Below are 26325 nucleotides of genomic sequence, written 5' to 3'. Positions count from 1 at the left end.
TATTAGTATTTAAAAAGATTTCAATATAAAAAACCAAAAAGCCAAAGCGGGATCATGTTGTCCTCTCCTACTTCGACCTTATCGATTGCGTAATACAAATCAGGATTGTTCTTCACTTTCATGTTTTCTTCAATCCTGAAGTTATACATCCCATTGACCAAGAAATGCGCGTTCTTCCCGCCCTCATTCAATCTATTGTCCTTCAAAAGCTGGTTATAAAAGAACGATTCGCGGACAGACTGCATATTCACTTCCATCGGCCGGATGGGATACATCAGATTGGAATTGTACATATACACTTTAGACGGTTTCTTGGGGAACGACTCTCCCACCGGATAAAGCATGTTCATCAAACGGGCATCGGCCAGGTATTTGATATAGTTCATCACGGTAGCCCGCGAAGTCTCTATATCTTTGCTCAACTGGCTTACATTGGGCGTACAAGGAGCACTCGTCGCCAACAGGTAAAGCAGCTTGCGCAGTTTTGGCAGATAGCTTTGTTCGATTTGTTTTATGTATAACACGTCTACTTCCAACATCATATTCATGGTTTTCAACAGGTTCTCCGAGAAATTGCGTTTCTCAAGGAAGAACGGATAGAAACCATGATGCAGATAGTCCTGAAAGTATGCCATCGGTTTCCCCACCGAGCAGATGCCTTTCGCAATCTCCTGATGGCCCACCAATATTTCTTCAAATGTATAAGCCGGAAAACTGTTCCCGGACATCAGATTAAAAAACTCCCGGAATGAAAAACCTCGCAGATTATACGAAACCACCTTACCCGACAAATCGGGATTTTCTTCTTTCAACCGCATAACGGACGAACCGGAGAAAATGATCTTCAAGTCGGTGAAGTTATCGTAACAATAGCGGAGTTCCTTTGACCATCCCGAATATTTGAACACTTGATCGATCAGCAACACTTTTCCCCCTTTTGCCCTGAACTCAGAAGCAAAATCGACCAACGTACGTTCCGTGAAATAAAAATGATTCAGATTAATGTAAAGACACTCCTTATTATCCGCACCAAAATGCTCGCGGGCATAATCCAGCAGAAAAGTCGTCTTTCCCACTCCGCGAGAACCCTTAATGCCGATCAGCCGGTCATTCCAGTCGATCTCATCCATCAGTCCTCTGCGAACCGGCGAATACAAGTGTTCTACCAGGTATTTATGTGTTTTAAAGAATGCTTCCACCTATATTTATTGCTATATCGGTGGCAAAGTTAGAAAATATTCTATATTTTGCAACACCGAGATAGCAATTTTATTTATAGTTGATAATTTAAAGTTGGCAGTTGTCATATCAAATGTTTCAATTCGCCTTTACAATTGCCAACTTTAAAAGATTCGAATTACTCGATTACCGTTATCCATCCGTAGGTGTCGGGTTCATCACCATACTGGATAGCACGCAGTTTATTGTATAGTTTTTCACAAACAGGACCCGGTTTGCCGTCTTTTGCAATCACATAGGACTTATTGATGTCCAGGTCGTCGATCTGTGAGATCGGAGCGATAACTGCGGCTGTCCCGCATTCGGCAGCTTCGTCGAACGTAGCGATTTCTTCAACCGGAACCGGACGGCGTTCCACAGTCAGGCCCATATCGGCAGCCAACTGTTGCAAACTCTTGTTTGTGATAGAAGGTAAAATAGAGTGAGACTGCGGAGTGATATAGCTGTTACCGCGGATTCCGAAGAAATTGGCCGGACCGCATTCGTCCAAATATTTCTTTTCTTTCGGATCCAGATACAAAACAGCGGCGTAGCCCAACTCATGAGCCTTTTCGCCCGCAACGAGGCTGGCGGCATAGTTACCGCCGACTTTTATCGTACCGGTTCCCTGAGGAGCAGCACGGTCGTAATCGCGCATGATACATACCTTGGAAGGTTTAAAACCACCTTTGAAGTACGGTCCGACCGGCGTCACAAACACCATGAACATATATTCGGGAGCAGGCTTCACTCCTACCTGGGCACCCAGGCCGATCATCAGCGGACGGATATATAGAGCAGCCCCGCTTTCATAAGGCGGAACAAAACGTTCGTTCAGTTTTACGACCTTACGGATAGCTTCCTCGAACTTCTCAACGGGCAACTCGGCCATTTTGATACCACGACTGGAAGATTGCATACGTTTACCGTTCTCATCCATACGGAACACACGTATCTTACCGTCTTTCCCCTTGAACGCCTTCAATCCTTCAAACGACTCCTGTCCATAATGCAAACATGTGGCAGCCATATGAATATTGATGATCTCGGAAGAACTTACTTCCAGTTCGCCCCATTTACCATCCCGATAATAACACCGTACATTATAGTCTGTCTTCATATAACCGAATGACAGATCAGACCAATTAATATTTTCCATATCTTATTTCAAATTAGATTACTGACAGGCAAAGGTATTAATAAAAAATGAAAAACGGCAACCGTTACTCATTTAATCCTCACAGGAAAATAATCCTGCAAGTTGTCGCAATGTGTACGGGCAAATTCGGCTATTCCCGTATTCGGATAATCGCTTACTACCTTTTTATAATATCCCAGCAACCAATAAGCACGCGCGACCGATTCCGGATCGGTAAACATCGCCAACGCCTCCCTGATCCGTTTGTCGCATTCCTCATTCACACTCTTTTTCTTTTGGGCGATGCGCTCGTCATCACAACACGATTTAGAATACTGGGTCAAGGCCCAGCACGATTCAAAAGAATTACGCAGGCCTATCGCATAACGGATCCGTGCCTGTGCACTTCGGTTGTTATCAGCCGGACATCGGATTTGCTTGTAAAGCAGTTCCATTTCCCGTGCGAAGTTCAATTTATAATCCGACCGGTCTGCCACGCAAGTTTCCGGCTGAAACGGATCCCGTCTCATGTAATTCCCTTTGAATGTATTCAGGGTATATTGAAAAGACAACGGCACTTTCTCCAAATAGGCCACCGCCTTTGCATAATCGGACTGGAACAGGTATTTCGTCCCGATGATGTCATAAAAATAAGCCAACTCCGAATATCCATGACTATTCAAATAATGGTCAAACTCCGATTGAGCGTGTCGCAAACGGTCTGCATAAGCAACCACATGGCGGACATCAACCGTATCCAACAAATCAAAAAGATGATTCTTATAATCATACGGATTGTCCAACCGGCTGCTTTTGCGCAACAGATCGATCTGGCAATCCGACATTTTTTTCTCCCGGATCTTCTGATACAACAAGTGGTCCGCCACATTGGTCATCTGAATGGCACGCACCGGATCCCCCTCTTCCAGATAACGGGGAGCGACGACAGAGAGAAGCCACTTGCGCAACATATCGTTCCAATAATACAAACTATACCCGCCAATCAAGCTGTAATATCCAAAATACTCCGCCTCCTCTACCACATCCGGTGTCAAATGCTTCTCAACCAGCACTTCCATTTTCTTCAAATCCTGTTTCAAACGCGTTTCATAGCTTCGCATATCCGGTGCATATTTGGCAGACAGATAGATGTCCAGCACTTGAACGGATTCCTGCATATCCTCGCTATTCCTTTGCAAACCTGCCTGCCGGATATACCGCAAAGCTTCTTCCGGCCTCCTTAGTTTGTCTGCCAAATAAGCTGCCGTATAATACCAGCCACCCCGATTGGCCGTATGCCTGTCGTTCGCCAGTTCCAAAGAAAGATCATATAATCCGGCAAGCGGTACCCAAAGCGAATCTATATAAATACCGTTCCTTTCGGCCCTTCCTCCAGCATTTACATCGCTCAACCAGAAGCTTTCCTCCTTTTCCACCTTGCCGATCACCTCACTGACGGTCGGGAAAAAGTCCGTATAACGAGGGTTATAAGAACGGACCAACCGCATCCGCTCCACTTCATCCAGACCCTGCACACGATAATCCAAACAATGGTACAGGGAGTTGACATCGCCACAAGCCGCATACAAGGAAACCGCTTTCTCCTCATCGCCCATCCGGTAATAACAACCGGCGATATAAGGCAATGTCATATTCTTAATCAATCCGTCGGGCAAGGAATCCTGCCGACTGTTCCACAACCGGATGCAATCATCATAACAGCCAATCGAAAACAAAGCCCGGACAGCCTGCAACGTGTAGCGGTCCTTCAGCCGGTGACCGGCATACGCCTGCGCCCGCTCCGCCAGACGAGACAAAGAGGTCTTGACTTCATCCTCCTCCCACGAGTAATACCAAGGATCTTTATGACATATATTCCTGAGACGTTCGCATTGTTTGGCAATAAAAATACACTCGACGATTTCCCGATCGTTATGAAAGAAGATCCAATCCGAGAATTTGTTTTCACCCGAACAATAATAGTCGGCCTTCCCGAATATATCAACCATATATTCCACTTTCTCATATTTCCATTCATAAATAACCTTGCGGATATCTTCAACCGGAATACTCGCATCGGTCAGTTGTTGCCACAAAAGGCAGTTTTGCTCTGTCTCAGCTATTTCAGTTGCATCATCCACCCGATAAGTCAAATAGCAAGATGGAGGGTAATAGGGCGAATAACACGCCATAACGGACTGCGACAAGAAAAAAGGCACAACACTAATCAGTACAAAAAATAGCTTCGATTTCATTCGTAGAATAATCAGAAAGGTTTAACGAATCCAAATGGTAAAGAATGCAACTATGAGGTGTTTTACCCCATTCCCGATTCACCAGATTTTTGACATACATAATTTCACGGAAGGATGGTTTTTCGATACGGATCCGATCATTTTTTTTAAACGAAGCAGAAATCACATAATCGTAAAAATCTTCAACCACGACATAGTCGGAACCGCCCTTTTGCCGAAACAAACGGGACTGTGAATAATCGGAGAGTTTTTTCCAATCAAGGATCGCCTGAAACTCATTTTCCCGAAACCAGACACCCCAACCAAACGTAGGGTATGCAAAGTCCAAATGCAACCCATACAATACCCCCCGAAGATAAGGCCGGACATCCTCACGAGACAAGATCGAATTCTCCACCTTGCTGCTCCGTATATTCCCGGTATTATAAAGCATCAGCACTCCCCGATCGACAGGAGGTTCATTCTGCCACAATTGATGCAAGCGGATAGTCGCACTCACGTCGACAGACCAGTGGTGAAACTTTTCTCTGACCTCCCGGCACAAACAGAAATAACTCTCTTCCGTGCTTTTCGTCCAGTCGCAATCCAGCTGGACCTCCTTGACATTTTTAACATGATTGGCATTTATCATGGCAAAAACACGATTTACTATTTTGGATGCATATTCATCCTCAGCATCTTTCATCAATTTCAAGGCTTCGAGCGTGATATAAACCGTCGGGACTATTTCAAGCGTAGAATCGGGCTGTTCCTGGAAACGGATTGTGGCATTCGGGACGGCATCCAATCCCGATGTCATCGGATTGACATCCATCACGACATCAAAGAAGCGGATATACATCCTCCCGACACGGTGTTTCTGTAAGAATACCTTCTCGCCATCCGACAGGTTATAAGTCGTTTTCCAATAATACACCGCATTACACTCCGTATGAGCAGCCGCCTGGACACGTTTTGTTTCTTCTCCCTGCTTTGTGTCGCATCCTGCCAGCAAGAAAGGAATTAGCAGGTATGACAATAAGATTTTTCGTTGCGTTTTGTACATATACCTTTTACTCTATTGATTTATACGCACAAAACTACAAACGTTCTTTTACCCCAAGGAAAACCCTGTTTTCTTTTGTATAAAATATAACTTTGGCTGTGTAAAATGGCTTGTTTTAATGGGATTCCGGACGGCGGAACACGAGATAGTTCAAGTTAAGGCTCAAAGCCTCGGTTTCCTGCCGGCCCAATTCATGCACCTTCTTGCCCTCCTCGCGCCACCAGCCATAAGAACTCCCGCCGACCAGATAAAGAGCCTCCGAGAACCCCAAGTCGGCCAATGCCTCCGCAAAGTCATATATTGACTCCCGGTTGCACGACGCTACAAAATAGAGCCTGCCGGCTTGGCGCGCCAAAGCCCTGCGAAGCGCCTTCCCTTTCAATTGGTTTTCCTGTATCTCACCGTTCATGACCAACGGATATTGCCGGAAGAAATCTCCCTTCTGCCGCACACAACGGTCTAACATTTCATCGCCCGTTTCAAGTCCCAACACGACCTGCCCGCCTAAAACGGCACAATAACCGCTCTTCCGCTTCCCACGCGCCAACTGCTCGCCACGAAGGACAAAATCACCCACAATTCCGCCATTGTCCCGACGAATATCTGCCGCCTGCACAACCAGAAAGACCGCCGTGTCGCCCTGGTCCGGCATATCGAAAGAAAGTCCGGCCGACAAGCCGTTCAAGGCATAAATCTGCATCTTCACATCATTGATCGAATCGACAAAAAGAGCCACCGATGGAGTTTCGCGCGACAATGAATCAACGAGGGAAACCACCGATCGCTCCATCTCCGGCGTTGCTTCTTCTACGGCACACTCTGTCTCCACGCCAGTAAGAAACCAGACCGAATACCCTGCCAAAAACACCGCACACAAAACCAATCCCCCGATCCAAAGCTTTTTACTGCTTCTACACTTACGAGGAGAAGTCCCTAATACCTGTATTTCATCTTCTTCATTCCGTTTCATCACGATTCTATTTCGTTTTCCAACAATTGTTTCAATTGCCTCAACGCCTCTTTCGATGCAGAAAGCATAAAGGCATGTTCTATTTTCATATCCGCCAATACCAGCAACTGTTTGCCTATATGGATCTTATATATGTATTCCCGATTGATGATCAAGCTTTTCCCGATCCGAATAAACAAAGCGGCCTCCTCTTTCATCTGCCTTTCGATGATTTGCTGGAAATGAGACAAGTTGAACGAAAACACCTGCTCGGTCTCGTCGTGCAACACCATCGTCGAGTAATTCCCGTCAGAACATATATATACAATCCGTTCCGGGTAGACTCTGACCAACTCATTCACCGTACTTATGATAATAGGAGACTTCTTCACCTTCACTTCCTTTTTGACACTCCGCAAAAGTAATCATTCCACAACAAATGCAAAAACATCCGGCCGGACATATTGTGCCGTTTCCACCTTATTGTATTATATGCCTCAAACCCCATTGGTCCAAATCGAAATTACTACTGCATCTATTTCGATTTTATACCCCATTTAATTCAAATTACACGCAAGGGTAATATTTTTTAACAGACATAAGATTCCTACACCTCACTATCGATCAAGATATTAACCCAAAATCGCATTTTAAAGGGAGATATTGTCTATTTTAACATTCATTTACCCCTTCAAAAACGGCAAAAATAACAGGAACGATAGATGCAAATTGCAGATTATATCGTATCTTTGTGAAGAAGCAACAAAAAGGCATTATGGAAACACTTTATCCTATAGGCATACAGAATTTCGAAAAGATACGCAAAGAGGGATATCTTTACATAGACAAGACCGCGTTGATCCACCAAATGGCAAAGACGGGAAGCTATTATTTCCTGAGCCGTCCGCGACGCTTCGGCAAATCATTGCTACTATCAACCCTGGAAGCTTATTTTCAAGGTAAAAAAGAACTGTTCGAGGGGTTGGCGATGGAACGGTTGGAAAAAGATTGGGTGAAATACCCGATCTTGCATCTGGACCTGAACATCTCGCAATATAGCTCACAAAAGGACTTGGAGGATATATTGAACCGCAATTTAGTCGCCTGGGAAAACCTGTATGGGGCAGATCCGGCCGAACGGAGCCTCGCCTTGCGTTTTGCAGGCATCATCCAGCGGGCCTGCGAAAAGACAGGGCAGCGCGTGGTCATCCTGGTAGACGAGTATGACAAACCTTTGCTACAGAACCTGCACGACGAAGCGATGCAAACGGAACTGAGAAATATGCTGAAGCCTTTCTACGGCGTTCTGAAGACGATGGACGGTTGTATCAAATTCGCACTGCTGACAGGCGTGACGAAGTTCGGGAAGGTGAGCGTGTTCAGCGATCTGAACAACCTGATGGACATTTCGATGGACGACCGGTATGTCGAGATATGTGGCATTACGGAGGAAGAGATCCATACTTATCTCGAAAAAGAACTACAAGGGTTGGCGTCCCGGCAAAAGGTCAGCTATGAGGAGATGTGCCTTGAATTGAAAAAACGGTATGATGGCTATCATTTCGTTGAAAATTCAATCGGTATGTATAATCCGTTCAGCCTGTTGAACACATTTGCCAAGAAAAAGCTCAGCGACTATTGGTTCGAAACAGGCACACCCTCCTATTTAGTCGAACTGCTCAAAAGGACGGATTACAATCTATATGATATGGCGCATACACAAACAAATGCGGATGTGCTGAACAGCATCGACATCGTCTCGCGCAATCCCATTCCGGTCATTTACCAAAGCGGCTATCTGACGATTAAAGAGTATGATTCCCGCTTCAAGACTTATACATTAGGTTTTCCCAACCTGGAGGTAGAAGAAGGGTTTATCAATTATTTGCTACCCTATTATACCTCCATCAAGGAAACAGATTCACCTTTCCAAATCATCCATTTCGTAAAGGAGATTGAATCTGGTGATGCGGAGGCTTTCTTCATCCGCCTGCAAAGTTTCTTTGCCGACACTCCCTACGAATTGATTCGCAATCTGGAAGTACACTACCAGAACGTCTTGTTCATCGTCTTCAAACTGGTTGGGTTCTATGTAAAAACAGAATACCATACTTCGCGCGGACGCATCGACCTGGTGCTGCAGACCGACCGCTACATCTATATTATGGAGTTCAAACTGAACGGTACGGCGGAAGAGGCACTGCAACAGATCGAGGACAAGCAATACGCTTTGCCTTTCGCTACCGACACAAGGACGCTGTTCAGGATAGGGGTCAATTTCAACAACGAGACACGGAATATCGACACGTGGATAATTCAAACAACATGAACAATCAGCATATTGGACATTTTGTCGATTTGTCATATTTTCCATGCCGAGATTCGCTTACATACAGACGATTGCCTTGACAATTGTAAATACGACAAAGAGAAAGAGTTTAAGACTGACATTTTGATCTCTTTCTCGTTACTCCAAAAACTTCACAAACACAAAAAATAAAATTTACCGATAATAAAGACGCTAAAAGCAGAAAAAAATACTCGAAATATCAATTCAAAAAGAAGAGCTTGCCCAATGCTTCCAGCTCCTAAAAGCACCTTTTTGATCTCGCTTACACGATCTTACCGGTCGTTTTTCATCCTATTCCAGCAAGTTCCCAAAAATCATCTAAATGAAATTCTATTTTCATCTGTATGGTTCGCCCTTATCATCTGAATGTTTTAACCAAACCATCCAATTAATTTTTAAAATCATCTAAATGATTTCGACAAGGTTACCTTAAGCTGCATCATTTCCTGCCTCGAACAAGAAAAGCCGAAGAAACGCGCGTCATAAAAATCATCCAAAACAAATCAAGATAACAGAAAAACAATCGTTTTGCTTACTTAACTATTTCAGAAAACATTTCTACAAGGGAAGTGAGGGTATCGGCAGACATGATCGTCGCCAGCAGAGAAAACCGGATCGGCAAGTTGAGCAACACGGAATTTAGGGAAATATTCGAATAAACAAGGCAAAGTGACAAACATAACTGTTTTTTATGTACATTTGTCCGCCCAAATAAAGAAAATAATATGAAAGTAATCGATCTGATCAACAGCAGCAAGAGCACTGCTTTCTCATTTGAAATACTTCCTCCGTTGAAAGGAAACAGCATACAGAAGGTATATAATGTCATAGACAAACTGATCGAGTTTGATCCTAAATACATTAATATAACATCCCATCACAGCGAATATATCTATAAGACTTTGCCGGATGGCAGTTTCCAGAAAGTCAACATCCGCAAACGTCCCGGATCGGTCGCCATCGCTTCGGCCATCCAGAATAAATATGGCATAACGGCTGTTCCTCATATTATATGCAAGGGATTTACAAAGGATGAAACGGAATATGCACTGATCGACCTGAACTTTTTAGGTGTTTATGACCTGTTGTTGCTCCGTGGAGATGTAAAAACACTGGAAGCCGGACAAAAAACGGACATGTACCACGAACATGCAACCGACCTCCAGCAGCAAGTGAACGACTTCAACAAAGGGATCGCCGTCGACGGATCAGTTTTCGAAGCCAATGAAACCCCATTCTCCTACGGAATGGCTTGCTATCCGGAAAAGCATGAAGAAGCCCCCAATATGGAATCGGATATTTTTTATCTGAAAGAGAAAGTAAAGAACGGGGCGGACTATCTGGTGACACAGATGTTTTTCGACAACGAGAAATATTACTCATTCGTAGACCGATGCCGGGCGGAAGGTATTACGGTCCCGATCATTCCGGGTATCAAGCCGATCGTATTCAGGAACCAACTCACCGTGCTGCCTAAGATATTCCGCTCTGATATTCCCGAACCGTTCGCAGCGGAACTTCGCAAATGCAAGACGGACGATGAAGCTAAAGCCGTTGGCGTCGAATGGTGCATCCAGCAATGCAAAGACCTGATCGCACGTGGTGTTCCGAGTCTGCATTTCTATACGATGATGGCATCGGATAGCGTTTACAAGGTGGCAAAAGAGGTATATTAAACTGAAAAAACAGACAATAACTCTCACTTTTTCAGTTCTATTCATATTTAGCCATAGGTCAACAAAAGTAAGCAGCATACTGATTTTCCTAAAATTACCCACACCGGAAAACTCCTGATTATCCGGTGGCCAGCATGGGAAAAAACCTGTGCGCACCACCTTCATCGCCGGTAGGCAAGGCGGTGCGCTACATCTACAGCCAATATGCCAGACCCCTCTCTGTCGATGAAGTTGCTAAAGCATCTGGAATTACTTCTTCCGCATTATGCAGGGCATTCAAAATATCCTGCGGCATGACTTTATTCGAATTTATCAATAAAGTACGTATAGACAATGTATGCAAATTATTATTCGCGACAGATCACACCATATCGGAAATAGCATTCAAATGCGGATTCCAGTCCTTAAGCAACTTCAACCGGCAGTTCCAGAAAGTAAAAGGCATGAGTCCGACAAACTATATCAGCGGGTTGCAACAATAACGCCTCCTTCCGGTTGGATAACCAACTGCATTTCCCCATGAGCTTTTACTACGGTTTCCAACACACGGGGATTACGTTTTTTATCATCGTCGTAGACAGTTACTTTCTTTCCGGCGACCATCGGGAGGGAGACTTTAAGTTTCAAAGGTTCTTTGCCAGCATTGACACCTGCGATATACCATTTATCCCCGTGCCGGCGTGCCAGGACGCAATATTTGCCGGGGTAACCGTCGATGAAACGAGTTTCGTCCCAAGTGGTCGGAACCTGCTTGAGAAAATCGATTTCGAAAGCGGGGACATCCGTCAGGTTATTCGGGGTAAGGGCAAAGTTCTGGATCGGGTTCTGGAACAGGACGGCCGTTGCCAACTGGAAAATGTCGGTTGTTTTGCGGACCGTACCGCCGTCGTTTGTCCGGTTATGCCGCTTGTTCAGCAAGACACCGCCAAACTCCATGCAGCCGACCGCATTGCGGATAAATGGATGCAGGCAGGCATTAAAAGCTTCGTTATCGTCAAAATGCTGGTTGAAGATCAAATTCTCGGATGCCAGGACGGCTTCGCTCCCGACATAATTCGGATACATACGCTCCCAGCCACGGGGAAGGGTGCAGCCGTGGAAGATTACCATCAAGCCGTTGTCGTCCGCATCGCTCAGGATCGCTTCGTACAGACGCATCGTCTCCTGCTTGTCTCCACCGAAGAAATCGACTTTGATACCTTTCACGCCCAAGCTGCGGAGCCATTTCATCTCCCGTTTACGGACGATAGGGTTATCCATGCAGTTGACCGGTCCCTGTTCGATATCGTTCCAGTAACCGCTGGAACTGTACCACAGGAATACATCCACCTGCTTGCTATGCGCATACTCGACAAGCGATTTCATACGGGCACGCCCGATGTTCGTATCCCACCAGTTATCGATCAGGACATATTCATATCCCATAGCAGCGGCCAGATCGACATATTTCACCTGATCGTCATAATTGATGCTTCCGTCCTGCCAGAGAATCCAGCTCCACGTACCCCGCCCGAAACGGTAGTCGTGCTCCGTCTCGTAGAGAGGTTCCACCACATCCCAGGGAACGGTCGTTTCGACAATCGGTTTCAATGTTTCGCCAACGGTTAACGTACGCCACGGGGTACAGCCTGGAAGGGCCAGGCCGGGAGCAACCGTCCCGTTACCATTGTTTTCTTCCGGCATAGGGTAAGCGACGGTGTACAGGCCGCCTGCCGTGGCATCGCTCAAGTGCGAACCACAGTAATGGCTGTCGACACCCGTCTCGCTGACAAGCACCCAGCCATCTTCGCCGACACGGAACAGGCAGGGGAAGGTATAACCATGACCGTATTGCGAGCGTTCGTGCATGGCCGCATCCGCCTTGTATTCCTCCTCGTAGCTCGGTTTCGTCCGTTTCCAACCGATCATAGCATCGCTTTGAGGAGTCAGAAAGGTAGTCGTATAAGAAGGGAAATCGAACCCGGTGGTTTCTTTCCCCACCACACAACTGCCGGTTTCCCCGTAACGCGGCATCACATAACGAAAAGCAATATCGTTATTGCTGACACGGAAAACGACATCTATTTTCTGCTTATCCGGATTGGCGAACGTACAGGTCAGTTCGTTTGCCTGATAGCGGATATTCGACTGTTTGATGCGGTTCTGTAAATAGTTCTTGTCTATCCGGCCTTCCTTATGCTCCACATACGTCAAGCCCTGACTAAAATCTCCGACGTTCGAAACAAGTCCCAGAGGGGAATCCTCCAACATTGTTTTGTCTTTATAGCTAACCCGGTAGACCGGTTTTCCGTCTTTCAACGAAACCCGGACTTTCAGGTGCTGGTCCGGGCCTGTCACCGAAAGCTCCTGTGCCGGTAGCACGGAAACGGTCAGTGACAAGGCCAGTGTTATCAAATAATATCTCATAACTTGATACGATAAACTGAGAAACTAAGCGGTTTCAAGGTTACTTCTGCTTGCGGGGCTTCCATCTCGATATCGAAAACGACCGGAACTACCGCCGAAGGATCGCACAAGGTGTTTTTAGCTTCCAAGTCGGAAGAATGGAGCAGTGTAAGTGTTCCTTTATGCTTACCGTCAGGAAGGCCGTTCAAGTTCAATTTGATCCGTTTGTTACGGATTCCGGTGTTGGCAACCTTGATGATCAGTTCGTTCGTTTGCTTATCGACCGCCGCGGTAGCATACAAATCCTGTTGCCCGGTAACCGGTTCGTCCTGCATGGTCAGCGGAACGACGTTCGTACCGGCATTATGACCGTAAAGCTGCTGCACATAATAGTTCGGGGTCTTTACCAACGAAAGATTGTCGAACCAGATCAGATCCGGACGCCACTGCCAAGCATCCACATGGGAGAAAAGCGGGGCATACGTGCACAGGTGCACCACATCCGCATTCCGCTCGAAACCAGTCATAAAGGCGGCTTCGCACAAGGCGGTCAGGAAACTGTTCTCACGGTTGGCTGGATGGCAGGCGTATTCGCCGGCAAACACCTTCGGTCCCTGGCGATCGTACGAATCATAGCGTTTGGCGCCATTCAGGAACCATTCGGGGGAACGGTAGAAGTGCTCATCCACCAAATCCACTTTCAATCTTTTCATTTCCGGCCAGAGGTAATCGAAATCCTCTCCTTCCGACTGTGGGCCGGAACTACCGATAATCTTTACCTCCGGATATTTGGCACGGATCGCTTTGACAAACGGTTCGAGACGTTCGGGGTAAAGTGGTCCCCACTGTTCATTGCCGATGGCAATGAGTTTCAGGTTGAAAGGAGCCGGATGTCCCATATCGGCACGTATCTTTCCCCATTTGCTGGTTGCCGGACCGTTGGCAAACTCGATCAGGTCGAGGGCGTCGTCTATATAAGGTTGCAACTTGTCCACGGGGCAATTCTCGTTCGGGTCCTGGTTCTCATATTGGCACGAAAGGCCGCAGTTCAGTACGGGAAGCGGTTCCGCACCGATATCTTCGCTCAACTGGAAATATTCGAAAAAGCCCAGGCCGTAAGACTGATAATAATCCGGGAATTTTTTATAAGAGAACGTATAGTTCCAACGGTTTATATTGATCGGACGGTTCTCGACCGGCCCGATCGTGTTTTTCCACTGGTAGCGTGTGGCCTTATTCGTTCCCTCCACAATGCAACCGCCGGGAAAACGGAAGACACCCGGTTTCAGGTCTTTCAATGCCTGCGCCAGGTCGGCACGCATACCGTTCGGACGGTTGTTAAACGTCTTCTGCGGGAACAGGGAGATATGTTCGAGATCGACGGTTCCTTTCGTGGCCATCGTGATACGCAGGCGGGAACGGGCCTCCGTCGCCCCCGGGGTCAGGACTACCGTGTATTTCTTCCATTCCTTGCCACTCACCTCGATCTCTTTTTCCTCGTACAGGTCGTTCTGGCTGTTCACCAGGTTTATACGCAACTTGACCGGTGCACCGGACTGGGTACGGGCATACAAAGAAAAGTCGTACTTCTCCCCTTCCCGGATGCCGATTCCCTTGAAACCTTCATTGTCAAGGCCGGTTCCAGTCAACTCCTTTTCATAGGAAAGACGGACATAATGGGGATTACGGTCGAAACAGGGATTTTTAGTCTGCACACTGACACTGCCAAAAGGCGTCCAACCCACGAAAGGATTTTCAAACTCGAAAGAACGGTTCTTGATAAGTTCGGCATACAGACCGCCATCTGCACCGAAATTGATATCCTCAAAAAAGATCCCGTACATAGTAGACTGGATAGGTGCACCTGTTTTCCGAACATCTACCTTAAACTCATTGCTTTGTGCCATTAAACTGACGGCCCCCATGCTAAATAGACACAGGCTAATGGCTTTTTTCATACTTTTTGTCATAGATATGTGTTTTTCTGTGAATACTAAGATTATTTAGTTGCAAATATACACTAATAATCTTGATCCAAGGGAGACAAATCGTTCATTTTAGTAGACAAAAAAACGTTTTATGCTATAAAACATCTTTAAAGTAGTGCATGAATACAAAGAAGAGAGTAATTTTACACACAATTTTGAAACTATATTTACATGAAGAACGAAAGCACGCTGTCTGGCTTAACTGTAGCTAATTTCAGCAAGCAAATAGACGGCAAGGAGACGATGCTATGCATCCTTACAAATAACAAAGGAGCAGAACTTACCATCACCAACTACGGTGCAAAGATTGTATCGCTTATGGTACCGGATCGGTCCGGAAAGTTAACCGACGTAGTAACAGGACACAATTCCATAGACGAATACCTGGTTTCCGAAGAACCCTATTTCGGGGCTATCTGCGGACGATATGGAAACCGTATCGCAGGCGGAAAATTCACATTGGACGGTGTTGTGTATGACAAACTGGCTATCAACAACGGGCCTAACAGCCTGCATGGCGGATTGAAAGGCTTCAATTCCGTTGTCTGGGACCTGAACAGGATCGACGGCCAGACGGTGGAACTGAAATATACGGCTGCCGACGGTGAAGAAGGTTTCCCAGGAAAATTGGATACGACAGTGACCTACCATCTTTCCGACGACAATGAGGTCGTAATCATGTACCATGCGGTAACGGACAAACCGACCGTACTGAACCTGACCAACCATTCCTACTTCAACCTCTCCGGCCAGGGTGATCCTTCCGTATATGATCACAAACTGACAATCAATGCAGATTATTACCTGCCGACAGACGAAACAGCCATTCCTTATGGCCCGAAAGAAAAAGTGGAAGGAACTCCGATGGACTTCCGTACTCCGCACGAAGTAGGCGAACGCATCGATGAAGATTTTGAAGCGCTGAATTTCGGAAAAGGTTATGACCATACATATATACTAAATAAGAAAGAAGAAAACGAACTGTCGCTCTGCGCCCGTTGCGTATCTCCTAAAACCGGCATTGTAATGGAATGCTACACGACACAGCCGGGTGTGCAATTATACACGGGTAACTGGATGACCGGCAATTTCGTCGGAAAGAACGGACAACGCTATCCGGCACGTGCCGCTCTCTGTCTGGAAACACAACATTATCCCGACAGCCCGAACAAACCGGAATATCCTTCCACTGTTCTGCGTCCGGACGAAGTTTTCCAGAGCAAAACAATCTACAAATTCACAGTAGAATAAACCTATTCTATCGACCTAAATAATTAATAATCTAAATATCTAAAAAGAAATGGAGTCAACTAAACAAAAAAGTTATGTATTACCTATAGCGATGATGTTCGCATTATTCGCTATGATTTCTTTCGTTACGGGTCTGCCTCAACCTTTCGGGGCAATTGTTCAAAATGAATTCGGAGCATCTAATTTTGAAGCTACTTTAGGTTTCTTCGCAAACTTTATAGCATACGCTTTCATGGGTATTCCGGCTGGTATGCTTTTGCAGAAAATCGGCTACAAAAAGACTGCATTAATTGCAATTGTAGTTGGTTTCATAGGCGTCGGTATCCAGGTGCTTTCCTCTAAAATGGGATTTGCCACTTATGTTGCCGGTGCATTTGTTTCCGGTTTCTCCATGTGTATGTTGAATACAGTTGTAAACCCGATGTTGAATACATTAGGCGGTGGCGGTAAGAAAGGTAACCAGTTAATCCAGATGGGTGGTTCGTTGAACTCGGTATCCGCTACAATCGTTCCGGTTTTGGTGGGCTATTTGATGGGAACCGTTGTTGAAGAACGTACGATCGCTAAAGCATTGCCTGCATTGTACATCGCAATGGCTATCTTCGCCGTGGCATTCCTGGTATTATTCATCATGAATATCCCGGAACCGAGCTTGGAAAAAGCTAATAATAATGTAAAGAACGAACACAGCCCGCTCGCATTCCGCCACTTCAAATTAGGCGCATTGGCTATCTTCGTATATGTAGGTATCGAAGTCGGTATTCCTCACTTCGCAGGTCTGTTCATGATGACACCCGAAGCAAGTGGCGGTCTGGCAATCGACTCAACAATTGCCGGTTCGGTAGTTGGTACTTATTGGTTCCTGATGCTGATCGGACGTTTGGTTGGTGCTTCCCTGGGAGCCAAGTTCACAAGTAAAGCTATGCTTACAGTGGCATCGAGCGTCGGTATCTTGTTCATCATCCTTGCCTTTATCTGTCCGATTACGACAATGGTAAGTATGCCGGTATTCAAGAGCGATATTTCATTCGGTGTGGCAGAAGTTCCTATCAGCATCATGTTCATGGCGCTTTGTGGTCTTTGTACTTCTATCATGTGGGGTGGAATCTTTAACCTGGCTGTCGAAGGTCTGGGTAAATATACGGAAGCTGCTTCCGGTATCTTCATGGTATTGGTTTGCGGTGGTGGTATTTTGCCTTTAATCCAGGGTCAAATCGCTGATATGTCCGGATTTATGACCAGCTATGCAGTCATTCTGATTGCTTTGGCTTATCTGTTGTTCTATGCTTTGGTTGGTTGTAAGAACGTAAACAAGGACATTCCTGTAGAATAAAAATAAGTGTAACTATATGATTGAAGAAATTATCTAACTATATTTGTAGTCGGATAATTTCTTCAATTGTTTAATAACCTAATTAAAAACAAATCTATCATGAGACAAAAAATCAGAAATAAATTTCAAGAGTTATTCTCAACAGAAGGTAGCGTATACGCATCTCCGGGCCGTATTAACTTGATTGGCGAACATACCGATTATAACGGCGGTTTCGTATTTCCGGGCGCAATCGATAAAGGCATGATTGCCGAAATCAAGCCGAACGGAACAGGTAAAGTCCGTGCTTTCTCCGTTGACCTGAATGACTATGCAGAATTTGGTCTGAACGAAGAAGACGCTCCAAAAGCAAGTTGGGCAAGATATATTTTCGGTGTTTGCCGTGAAATCATCAAACGGGGCGGACAGATCCAGGGATTTGATACCGTATTTGCCGGCGATGTTCCTCTGGGTGCCGGTATGTCCTCTTCCGCTGCATTGGAAAGCACCTATGCATTTGCTTTAAACGATCTGTTCTCGCTGAATATCGATAAATTTGAATTGGCTAAGATCGGCCAGTCTACCGAACATAACTATTGCGGTGTAAACTGCGGTATCATGGATCAGTTTGCTTCCGTATTTGGGAAAGAAGGTAGCTTGATCCGTCTGGATTGCCGTTCACTCGAATATAAATATTTCCCGTTCCACCCGGTCGGCTACAAATTGGTTTTACTGGATTCAGTCGTTAAACATGAACTGGCCTCTTCAGCTTACAACAAACGCCGCCAGTCTTGCGAAAATGCCGCCGCCGCAATCCGCCGCAATCATCCGGAAGTTGAATTCCTGCGCGATGCGACAATGGATATGCTGAACGAAGTAAAAGGCGACATCAGTGCTGAAGATTATATGCGTGCCGAATATGTGATCGAAGAAGTGCAGCGCGTACTCGACGTTTGCGACGCTCTGGAAAAAGACGACTACGAAACTGTAGGTAAGAAGATGTTCGAGACACATCACGGCATGAGCAAATTATATGAAGTCAGTTGCGAAGAATTGGATTTCCTGAATGATGTAGCCAAGAAATGCGGCGTTACCGGTTCACGTGTAATGGGTGGCGGTTTCGGCGGTTGTACAATCAACTTGGTGAAAGAAGAAAAATATGATGCATTCGTAAAAGAAGCATTCGAATCTTACACTGCTAAATTCGGTCACGAGCCTAAGTTATATAATGTAGTAATCAGCGACGGCGCACGCAAGCTCGCATAATAAATTAATTATAATTCCATAAAAATCATGACATCCGCTTTTTATCAGAACGAAACCAAATTTTACGTTGCAGTAGATTGTATCATACTCGGATTCGATCAAAAAGAGCTCAATGTATTACTCTATAAACGTAAGTTTGAACCCATGATGGGGCAATGGTCTTTGATGGGCGGTTTTATCAAAGCGGGTGAAAGTATCGTAGAAGCCGCGTCACGCGTGCTTACCGACTGTACTGGCATCGATAACCTTTTTATGGAACAGGTTGGTGCTTACGGAGATGTTACCCGCGACCTCGGGGAACGGGTTATCTCCGTAGCATATTACTCACTCGTCAATATGAACGATTTCAGTGCCGAAACACTGGAAGAACACAATGCGGTCTGGACCAAGATCAGCGAAGTTCCGCAACTCATTTTCGACCATAACCAAATGATCACCGACACATTGGCCCGCCTGCGCCGCAAAGCGGCTACGCGCCCGGTCGGATTCAACCTCCTTCCGGAAAAATTCACGTTACCACAATTGCAAAGTCTCTATGAAGCCATCTATCAGACCCAACTGGACAAACGCAATTTCCGCAAAAAACTGAATGCGATGGATATCTTGGAGAAATTGAATGAGAAAGACAAGAAAGGTTCCAAAAGAGGAGCTTTCTATTATATGTTCAACAAAGAAAAATACGATCACCTACTGGAACAGGGATTTTATTTTTCCTTATAAAAGGAATATCCGAATGCTTTTCAGTTCCAGCCGGACGGAACTATAATTTCATGAGCATTGAACTAAAATCCCGTGGTCATGAAACTGAAATTCCACGCCGGGGGAATAAAAGCAAAAACAAAGGTAGCTATGTTGTAGAACATAGCTTTTTTTGTACACCCGCCGTACTAAAGTGTTACTTTTACACCCGAACACATACAAACCACAAATAAACAAGTAATAAGTATGGTTGAAGAGTTAAAAGAAAAGGTTTTTAAAGCCAATCTGGATCTGGTAAAACACGGATTGGTCATTTTTACCTGGGGAAACGTAAGTGCCATAGACCGGAAAAAAGGCCTGGTCGTAATCAAACCTTCCGGAGTTTCTTACGAAACGATGAAAGCAAGTGACATGGTGGTACTCGACCTGGACGGAAATGTTATGGAAGGCAACCTGAAACCGTCGTCGGACACTCCTACCCATTTGGTTCTATACAAGGCATTCCCGGAAATCGGGGGAATCGTACACACGCACTCAACATACGCGACCTCGTGGGCACAGGCCGGGTGCGACATTCCGAATATCGGCACAACACATGCCGATTATTTCAGCGATGCCATTCCCTGTACCCGCTCGATGACGAAGGAGGAAGTCGAAGGCGATTATGAGGAAGAGACCGGCAATGTGATCATCGAATGCTTTAAAAAACTGAATCCGGTACACATTCCGGGAGTCCTGGTGAGAAACCACGGCCCGTTCGCATGGGGCAAGGATGCGGCGGAAGCCGTGTATAACGCGGTCGTAATGGAACAGGTGGCCAAGATGGCGTATATCTCGTACGGCATCAATCCCCAATTGACCATGAACAAATATCTTATCACCAAACATTTCGAGCGTAAACACGGCCCGAATGCTTATTACGGACAAAAATAAAAAATAAATAACATAACAATTAAATCAATAGACCATGACAAATTTTAAAGATCTTGAAGTATGGTTCGTAACAGGAGCACAGCTTCTGTACGGAGGTGACGCGGTAATCCAGGTGGATGCCCATTCCAACGAAATGGTGAAAGGATTGAACGAGTCCGGAAACCTGCCTGTAAAAGTAGTCTACAAAGGTACTGTTAACTCGGCAAAAGAGGTAACGGCTGCATTCAAGGCTGCCAACAACGACGACAAATGTATCGGCGTGATTACTTGGATGCATACCTTCTCACCTGCCAAAATGTGGATACACGGCTTGCAGGAACTAAAAAAGCCGTTGCTTCATTTCCATACCCAGTTCAATAAAGAGATACCCTGGGAAACGATGGATATGGACTTCATGAACCTGAACCAGTCTGCTCACGGTGACCGCGAATTCGGCCACATGGTGAGCCGGATGCGTAAGAACCGCAAAGTTGTAGTAGGACATTGGCAAGATCCGAAAGCACAGGAAAAGATTGCCGTCTGGATGCGTGTAGCGGCTGCCTGGGCCGACGCTCAGGATATGCTGATCATCCGCTTTGGCGACCAGATGAACAATGTGGCCGTTACAGACGGCGACAAAGTGGAAGCCGAACTGAAACTGGGTTATCATGTCGATTACTGTCCGGTAAATGACTTGATGGAATACTACAACACGGTAGAAGACAAAGATGTTCAGGAACTTGTCGGACGGTATTTCGCCGAATACGATCATGCACCCGCACTGGAAGATAAAAACACGGAAGCCTATGAAAAAGTATGGAACTCTGCAAAAGCTGAAATCGCCATCCGCCGCATCCTGAAAGATAAAGGGGCAAAAGCCTTTACAACCAATTTCGACGACCTCGGCAATTTCGATCAGATTCCGGGCCTGGCATCACAACGCCTGATGGCGGAAGGCTACGGCTTCGGTGCCGAAGGCGACTGGAAAACAGCGGCCCTGTACCGCACCATGTGGTATATGAGCCAGGGAATGCCGAAGGGTTGTTCCTTCCTCGAAGATTATACTTTGAATTTCGACGGCGAAAAAAGTGCAATCCTCCAGGCACACATGCTGGAAGTTTGTCCGCTGATCGCCGAACATAAACCGAAACTGGAGGTACACCGTTTAAGCATCGGCATAGACAGTGAAACGGCCCGCCTCGTATTCACCAGCAAACCGGGTGAAGGCGTTGCCGCCACGATCGTCGACATGGGAAACCGTTTCCGCCTCATCGTGAACAAGGTGGATTGCATCAAAAGCAAGCCGCTGCCGAACCTTCCGGTTGCCAGCGCACTCTGGATTCCGCAACCGAACCTGGAGATCGGCGCCGCCGCCTGGATCCTGGCCGGAGGAACCCATCACACAAGTTTCTCCTACGACCTGACAGTGGAATATATGGAAGACTATGCCGACATCGCCGGCATAGAACTGGTGGTGATCGACAAAGATACGACCATCTCCAGTTTCAAGAAAGAATTGCAGTACAACGATCTGTATTATATGTTGAACCGCGCATTACAGGCTTAAGTTATGGCAAGCGAAAAGTATGTTATTGGCCTGGACTACGGTAGCGACTCCTGTCGCGCCGTAGTCGTCGATGCTGCGACAGGCCGGGAAATGGCTTCGGCCGTCAAGTATTATCCCCGCTGGATGGAAGGAAAATACTGCGATCCCGCAAAGAACCAGTACCGCCAGCATCCGCTGGATTACATAGAAGGACTTGAAGCCACGGTGAAAGATGCGCTCGCACAATGCCCGGCCGGAACAACACAAAACGTAGTCGGCATCGCTTTCGATACGACCGGAAGTACGCCTGTCCTGACCGACAAGAACGGTACTCCCCTCGCCTTGCTGCCCGAATATGCAGAAAACCCGAATGCAATGTTCGTCCTCTGGAAAGACCATACCGCCATCCGGGAAGCCGCTGAGATCAACGAATTGGCAAAAAGCTGGGATATCGACTACACCGCATACGAAGGCGGCATCTATTCTTCCGAGTGGGTATGGGCCAAGATGGCGCACGTCCTCCGCGTAGACGACAGTGTCAGCAAAGATGCTTATGCATGGATCGAGCATTGCGACTGGTTACCGGCCCTTATCACCGGGAAGACCAAACCGGAAGAGGTGTACCGCAGCCGTTGTGCAGCCGGACATAAAGCCATGTGGCTGGAAAAATGGGGCGGATTGCCTGCCGAGGAATTCCTAACCTCGCTCGAGCCGAAACTGGCCGGTTTCCGCAGCCATCTGTTCGAAAAGACTTATACCAGCGATACGAAAGTAGGTACATTAACACCGGAATGGGCAGAACGTCTCGGCCTGACGACCGGCGTAGCAGTTTCGGTCGGCGCGTTCGACTGCCACATGGGAGCTGTCGGCGCTGAAATCACTCCCCGCACATTCGTACGTGTGATCGGCACATCGACCTGCGATATTATGGTCTCATCGTATGAAGAAATGGGCGACAAACTGGTTCCCGGTATCTGCGGGCAGGTGGACGGTTCCGTTATCCCCGGCATGATCGGGTTGGAAGCCGGACAATCCGGTTTCGGCGATATTTATGCCTGGTTCAAACGCGTATTGGCATGGCCGCTCGAAAACATTTTGGCCAAAAGTACCTTAGTTGATGAAGAGACGAAAGCCAAGCTGATCGAGGAAACGGCGGACAAGATCATCCCCATCCTCTCCGAAGAGGCAGCCAAAGTTCCGGTAAGCGAAAGTACGGTCCTGGCTGTAGACTGGATGAACGGCCGCCGCACACCCGATGCCAGCCAGTTAGTGAAGGGGACGATTACCGGCCTCAACCTGGCAAGCTCCGCCCCGCTTATCTTCCGGGCCTTGGTGGAAGCGACCGCGTTCGGATCGAAAGCCATCGTCGACCGTTTCCTGGAGAATGGCATCAAGATCGAAAGCGTGATCGGAATCGGCGGCATTTCGTTGAAATCCCCGTTCGTCATGCAGACGCTGGCAGATGTGTTGGATATGCCGATCAAAGTTGCCAAAGCAGAACAGGCCTGCGCCTTCGGAGCCTCCATGTTCGCAGCCGTAGCAGCCGATATATATGCCAAAATTGAAGACGCACAGCAGGCTATGGGACAAGGTTTTGCTAAAGAATATAAGCCGAATCACGAAAATCACCTGGCGTATCTTGCTCTTTATGAGAAATATCGGAAGTTAGGAAACTTTACCGAAAATGAATTGTTTCATTGATAGGATGGTCATTACGAAGAGATTGCCTATCTTTGCAAAAAAATAAAAATAATTCATCACAATGAACGATATTAATTTAATGAACAAGGCAGCGGACAACATCCGTATCCTGGCTGCGTCTATGGTAGAAAAAGCGAAATCCGGTCACCCCGGTGGTGCAATGGGTGGTGCAGACTTTGTGAACGTACTGTTCTCAGAGTTCCTCGTGTATGATCCCAAGAATCCCACATGGGAAGGCAGAGACCGCTACTTCCAGGACCCGGGGCACATGTCGCCGATGCTTTATTCAGTACTCGCCCTCACAGGCAAATTCACGATCGACGAACTGAAAGAGTTCCGCCAGTGGGGTAGCGTGACTCCGGGACATCCCGAAGTCAACGTGATGCGTGGTATAGAAAACACATCCGGTCCGTTGGGACAAGGCCACACCTATGCTGTAGGTGCCGCTATCGCCGCTAAGTTCCTGAAGGCGCGTCTGGGTGACGTTATGAATCAGACGATTTATACATATATTTCCGACGGTGGCATCCAAGAAGAGATTTCCCAGGGAGCCGGACGTATTGCCGGTACGCTGGGACTGGACAACCTGATCATGTTCTACGATGCCAACAACATCCAGCTTTCCACAACCGTAGGCGAAGTGACGGCTGAAAACGTAGCCATGAAATACGAAGCATGGGGCTGGAAAGTCATCACGATCAACGGAAACGATGTGACGGAAATCCGCCGGGCATTGACCGAAGCGAAAGCCGAAACATCCCGTCCTACCCTGATCATCGGTAACACGATCATGGGTAAGGGTGCTGTGGGTGCAGACAAGAGCAACTACGAAAACAAGGTGTCCACACACGGACAACCTCTTTCGGCAGCCGGCGTATCTATGGCAGACACCATCCGGAACTTGGGGGGAAACCCGGACGATCCGTTCCAGATCTTCACCGAAGTTGCAGAACTATATGCGAAACGTGCCAAAGAATTGGAAGCAATCGTTGCAGAACGCTATGCAGCCAAAGCAGAATGGGCGAAAGCAAATCCGGAACTGGCAGCCAAGATGGAACTGTGGTTCTCCGGCAAAGCACCCGTCATCGACTGGAAGGCTATCGAACAGAAACCGAACCAGGCGACCCGCGCCGCCTCGGCAACCGTTTTAGGCGTACTGGCAACCCAGGTGGAAAACATGGTTGTTTCATCCGCCGACCTTTCCAACTCGGACAAAACCGACGGCTTCCTGAAGAAAACACATGCATTCGTGAAAGGTGATTTCAGCGGTGCATTCCTTCAGGCCGGCGTAGCCGAACTGACGATGGCCTGTTTGTGTATCGGTATGTCGCTCCACGGAGGTGTAATCGTAGCTTGCGGTACGTTCTTCGTATTCTCTGACTACATGAAACCCGCAATCCGCATGGCTGCCCTAATGGAACAGCCGGTTAAGTTCATCTGGTCTCACGACGCCTTCCGCGTAGGTGAAGACGGACCGACACACGAACCGGTTGAACAGGAAGCACAGATCCGCCTGATGGAAAAACTGAAGAACCACAAGGGGCACAACTCCATGTTGGTACTTCGCCCGGCAGACGTGACCGAAACGACAATTGCCTGGAAGATGGCTATGGAAAACACAGCCACTCCGACCGCATTAATTCTTTCCCGTCAGAACATTACTGACCTGCCCGCAAAAGAAAGCCGTTACGACGAAGCTTTGCAGGCCGAAAAGGGTGCCTATATTGTAGAAGGCGACAAGAACCCCGATGTTATACTGGTTGCTTCCGGTTCGGAAGTTTCCACATTGGAAGAGGGAGCAGCATTGCTCCGTGCCGATGGCATTAAGGTTCGCATCGTATCTGTTCCGTCTGAAGGTTTATTCCGCAACCAGAGCAAAGAATATCAGGAATCCGTCATTCCGGCAGGAAGCAAGGTATTCGGACTCACAGCCGGCCTGCCGGTCAACCTGGAAGGGTTGGTTGGTACCAACGGTAAGGTTTGGGGGCTCGAATCATTCGGTTTCTCTGCTCCTTACAAGGTGCTGGACGAAAAACTCGGCTTCACGGGACAAAATGTATACAATCAGGTAAAAGAATTATTAGCATAAGAAACTCTAAGAAGAAAACCTGCTCTTTTGCATCTCGTCGAGATGGTGAACTGCATCTTATCGAGATGCAAAAAGGCAGGTGGCTCTTCACCTCTAACAGATAAATATGAAAACATTAGGTTTATGTAGTGACCACGCAGGATACGAACTGAAAGAATATGTAAAACAAATACTCGACTTGAAAGGGTTAGCTTATAAAGATTTCGGTACCTATTCGACAGAAAGTTGTGATTATCCCGATTACGCCCATCCGCTTGCCGAAGCTGTAGAAGCCGGCGAAGTATATCCCGGAATAGCTATCTGCGGGTCCGGAAACGGAATAGCCATGACACTCAATAAACATCAGGGAATACGAGCCGCCCTGTGCTGGCAAGAAGAGATAGCACGTCTCGCACGCGAGCACAACGATGCAAACATACTTGTAATGCCCGGCAGATTTATCAGTCAAGAGGAAGCCACTCACACGGTCGAAGCCTTTCTGAACACCTCGTTCGAAGGCGGTCGGCATTCGCGTAGGATTGACAAAATCCCCAAAATCATGTAAA

20 protein-coding genes are annotated in these 26325 nt (G+C 46.9%); 12 read left to right on the top strand and 8 right to left on the bottom strand.

The genetic code is table 11. From position 1 onward, the window contains the following. Window positions 1-20 precede the first annotated feature (20 nt). From ACPYIV_RS03955 to ACPYIV_RS03930, 6 genes are all read right to left on the bottom strand, one after another. A complete protein-coding gene (locus ACPYIV_RS03955; protein ID WP_293740720.1) occupies window positions 21-1199 on the bottom strand; it encodes an ATP-binding protein in 1179 nt (392 codons plus the stop codon). 158 nt (window positions 1200-1357) lie between these two features. Beyond that, entirely contained in the window at window positions 1358-2377 is a 1020-nt protein-coding gene (locus ACPYIV_RS03950) for a branched-chain amino acid aminotransferase (RefSeq protein ID WP_293740719.1), read from the bottom strand. A 68-nt stretch (window positions 2378-2445) separates the two neighbouring features. Further along, window positions 2446-4548 carry a hypothetical protein gene (locus ACPYIV_RS03945; protein ID WP_425885646.1) on the bottom strand — a complete coding sequence of 701 codons (2103 nt, stop codon included), beginning with the start codon at window positions 4546-4548 and terminating at the stop codon, window positions 2446-2448. A 31-nt stretch (window positions 4549-4579) separates the two neighbouring features. Next, window positions 4580-5656 (bottom strand): hypothetical protein, encoded by a 1077-nt coding sequence (locus ACPYIV_RS03940; RefSeq protein WP_425885644.1) that lies wholly within the window; start codon window positions 5654-5656, stop codon window positions 4580-4582. 115 nt (window positions 5657-5771) lie between these two features. Continuing rightward, window positions 5772-6626, bottom strand: a complete 855-nt coding sequence (locus ACPYIV_RS03935) for a phosphodiester glycosidase family protein (RefSeq protein ID WP_425886494.1) — start codon at window positions 6624-6626, stop codon at window positions 5772-5774. After that, entirely contained in the window at window positions 6626-6997 is a 372-nt protein-coding gene (locus ACPYIV_RS03930) for a LytTR family DNA-binding domain-containing protein (protein ID WP_293732999.1), read from the bottom strand. The genes ACPYIV_RS03935 and ACPYIV_RS03930 overlap by 1 nt, the downstream gene beginning before the upstream one ends. Window positions 6998-7380: 383 nt before the next feature. Here ACPYIV_RS03930 and ACPYIV_RS03925 point away from each other — a divergent pair, with 383 nt between their 5' ends. The 3 genes from ACPYIV_RS03925 to ACPYIV_RS03915 all read left to right on the top strand — a co-directional run bounded on the left by ACPYIV_RS03925 (window position 7381) and on the right by ACPYIV_RS03915 (window position 11113). After that, window positions 7381-8934 (top strand): ATP-binding protein, encoded by a 1554-nt coding sequence (locus ACPYIV_RS03925; protein WP_301704576.1) that lies wholly within the window; start codon window positions 7381-7383, stop codon window positions 8932-8934. Window positions 8935-9680: 746 nt separating this feature from the next. Further along, window positions 9681-10631, top strand: coding sequence for a methylenetetrahydrofolate reductase [NAD(P)H] (gene metF / locus ACPYIV_RS03920; protein ID WP_293740715.1), 951 nt, complete (start codon window positions 9681-9683; stop codon window positions 10629-10631). A gap of 134 nt (window positions 10632-10765) precedes the next feature. Beyond that, window positions 10766-11113 carry a helix-turn-helix domain-containing protein gene (locus tag ACPYIV_RS03915; protein ID WP_425885641.1) on the top strand — a complete coding sequence of 116 codons (348 nt, stop codon included), beginning with the start codon at window positions 10766-10768 and terminating at the stop codon, window positions 11111-11113. Here the strand turns inward: ACPYIV_RS03915 and ACPYIV_RS03910 are convergent. Both ACPYIV_RS03910 and ACPYIV_RS03905 read right to left on the bottom strand, forming a co-directional pair. Next, complete coding sequence (locus tag ACPYIV_RS03910) at window positions 11094-13037, bottom strand: glycoside hydrolase family 97 catalytic domain-containing protein (protein ID WP_425885639.1); 1944 nt, start codon at window positions 13035-13037, stop codon at window positions 11094-11096. The two genes, ACPYIV_RS03915 and ACPYIV_RS03910, sit on opposite strands and share 20 nt — an antisense overlap. Beyond that, entirely contained in the window at window positions 13034-14986 is a 1953-nt protein-coding gene (locus tag ACPYIV_RS03905; protein WP_425885637.1) for an alpha-L-arabinofuranosidase C-terminal domain-containing protein, read from the bottom strand. The genes ACPYIV_RS03910 and ACPYIV_RS03905 overlap by 4 nt, the downstream gene beginning before the upstream one ends. A gap of 189 nt (window positions 14987-15175) precedes the next feature. Between ACPYIV_RS03905 and ACPYIV_RS03900 the strand changes: the two genes are divergently transcribed. From ACPYIV_RS03900 to rpiB, 9 genes are all read left to right on the top strand, one after another. Next, a complete protein-coding gene (locus ACPYIV_RS03900) occupies window positions 15176-16255 on the top strand; it encodes an aldose epimerase family protein (RefSeq protein WP_425885635.1) in 1080 nt (359 codons plus the stop codon). A gap of 49 nt (window positions 16256-16304) precedes the next feature. Beyond that, window positions 16305-17588: an MFS transporter gene (locus ACPYIV_RS03895; RefSeq protein WP_293732992.1), complete on the top strand. Its 1284-nt coding sequence runs from the start codon at window positions 16305-16307 to the stop codon at window positions 17586-17588. Window positions 17589-17687: 99 nt separating this feature from the next. Further along, complete coding sequence (galK, locus tag ACPYIV_RS03890; protein WP_370648518.1) at window positions 17688-18833, top strand: galactokinase; 1146 nt, start codon at window positions 17688-17690, stop codon at window positions 18831-18833. Window positions 18834-18860: 27 nt separating this feature from the next. Then, window positions 18861-19553 carry an NUDIX hydrolase gene (locus ACPYIV_RS03885; RefSeq protein ID WP_293732991.1) on the top strand — a complete coding sequence of 231 codons (693 nt, stop codon included), beginning with the start codon at window positions 18861-18863 and terminating at the stop codon, window positions 19551-19553. 225 nt (window positions 19554-19778) lie between these two features. Continuing rightward, entirely contained in the window at window positions 19779-20465 is a 687-nt protein-coding gene (gene araD / locus ACPYIV_RS03880; RefSeq protein WP_425885632.1) for an L-ribulose-5-phosphate 4-epimerase, read from the top strand. A gap of 34 nt (window positions 20466-20499) precedes the next feature. Beyond that, the gene (gene araA / locus ACPYIV_RS03875; RefSeq protein ID WP_293732989.1) at window positions 20500-22011 is read left to right on the top strand and encodes an L-arabinose isomerase; all 1512 of its coding nucleotides are present in this window, start codon (window positions 20500-20502) and stop codon (window positions 22009-22011) included. Between the two features lie 3 nt (window positions 22012-22014). Further along, complete coding sequence (locus ACPYIV_RS03870; RefSeq protein WP_425885629.1) at window positions 22015-23691, top strand: ribulokinase; 1677 nt, start codon at window positions 22015-22017, stop codon at window positions 23689-23691. A 61-nt stretch (window positions 23692-23752) separates the two neighbouring features. Continuing rightward, window positions 23753-25780 carry a transketolase family protein gene (locus ACPYIV_RS03865; RefSeq protein WP_293732987.1) on the top strand — a complete coding sequence of 676 codons (2028 nt, stop codon included), beginning with the start codon at window positions 23753-23755 and terminating at the stop codon, window positions 25778-25780. Window positions 25781-25886: 106 nt separating this feature from the next. Next, window positions 25887-26324 (top strand): ribose 5-phosphate isomerase B, encoded by a 438-nt coding sequence (gene rpiB, locus ACPYIV_RS03860; RefSeq protein ID WP_293732986.1) that lies wholly within the window; start codon window positions 25887-25889, stop codon window positions 26322-26324. Window position 26325 lies beyond the last annotated feature (1 nt).

This window comes from Parabacteroides vesiculifaciens (assembly GCF_049860805.1).
GTDB lineage: Bacteria > Bacteroidota > Bacteroidia > Bacteroidales > Tannerellaceae > Parabacteroides.
The sequence above is the reverse complement of the archived record's forward strand: the minus strand, read 5'-3'. Positions and strand labels throughout refer to the sequence as shown.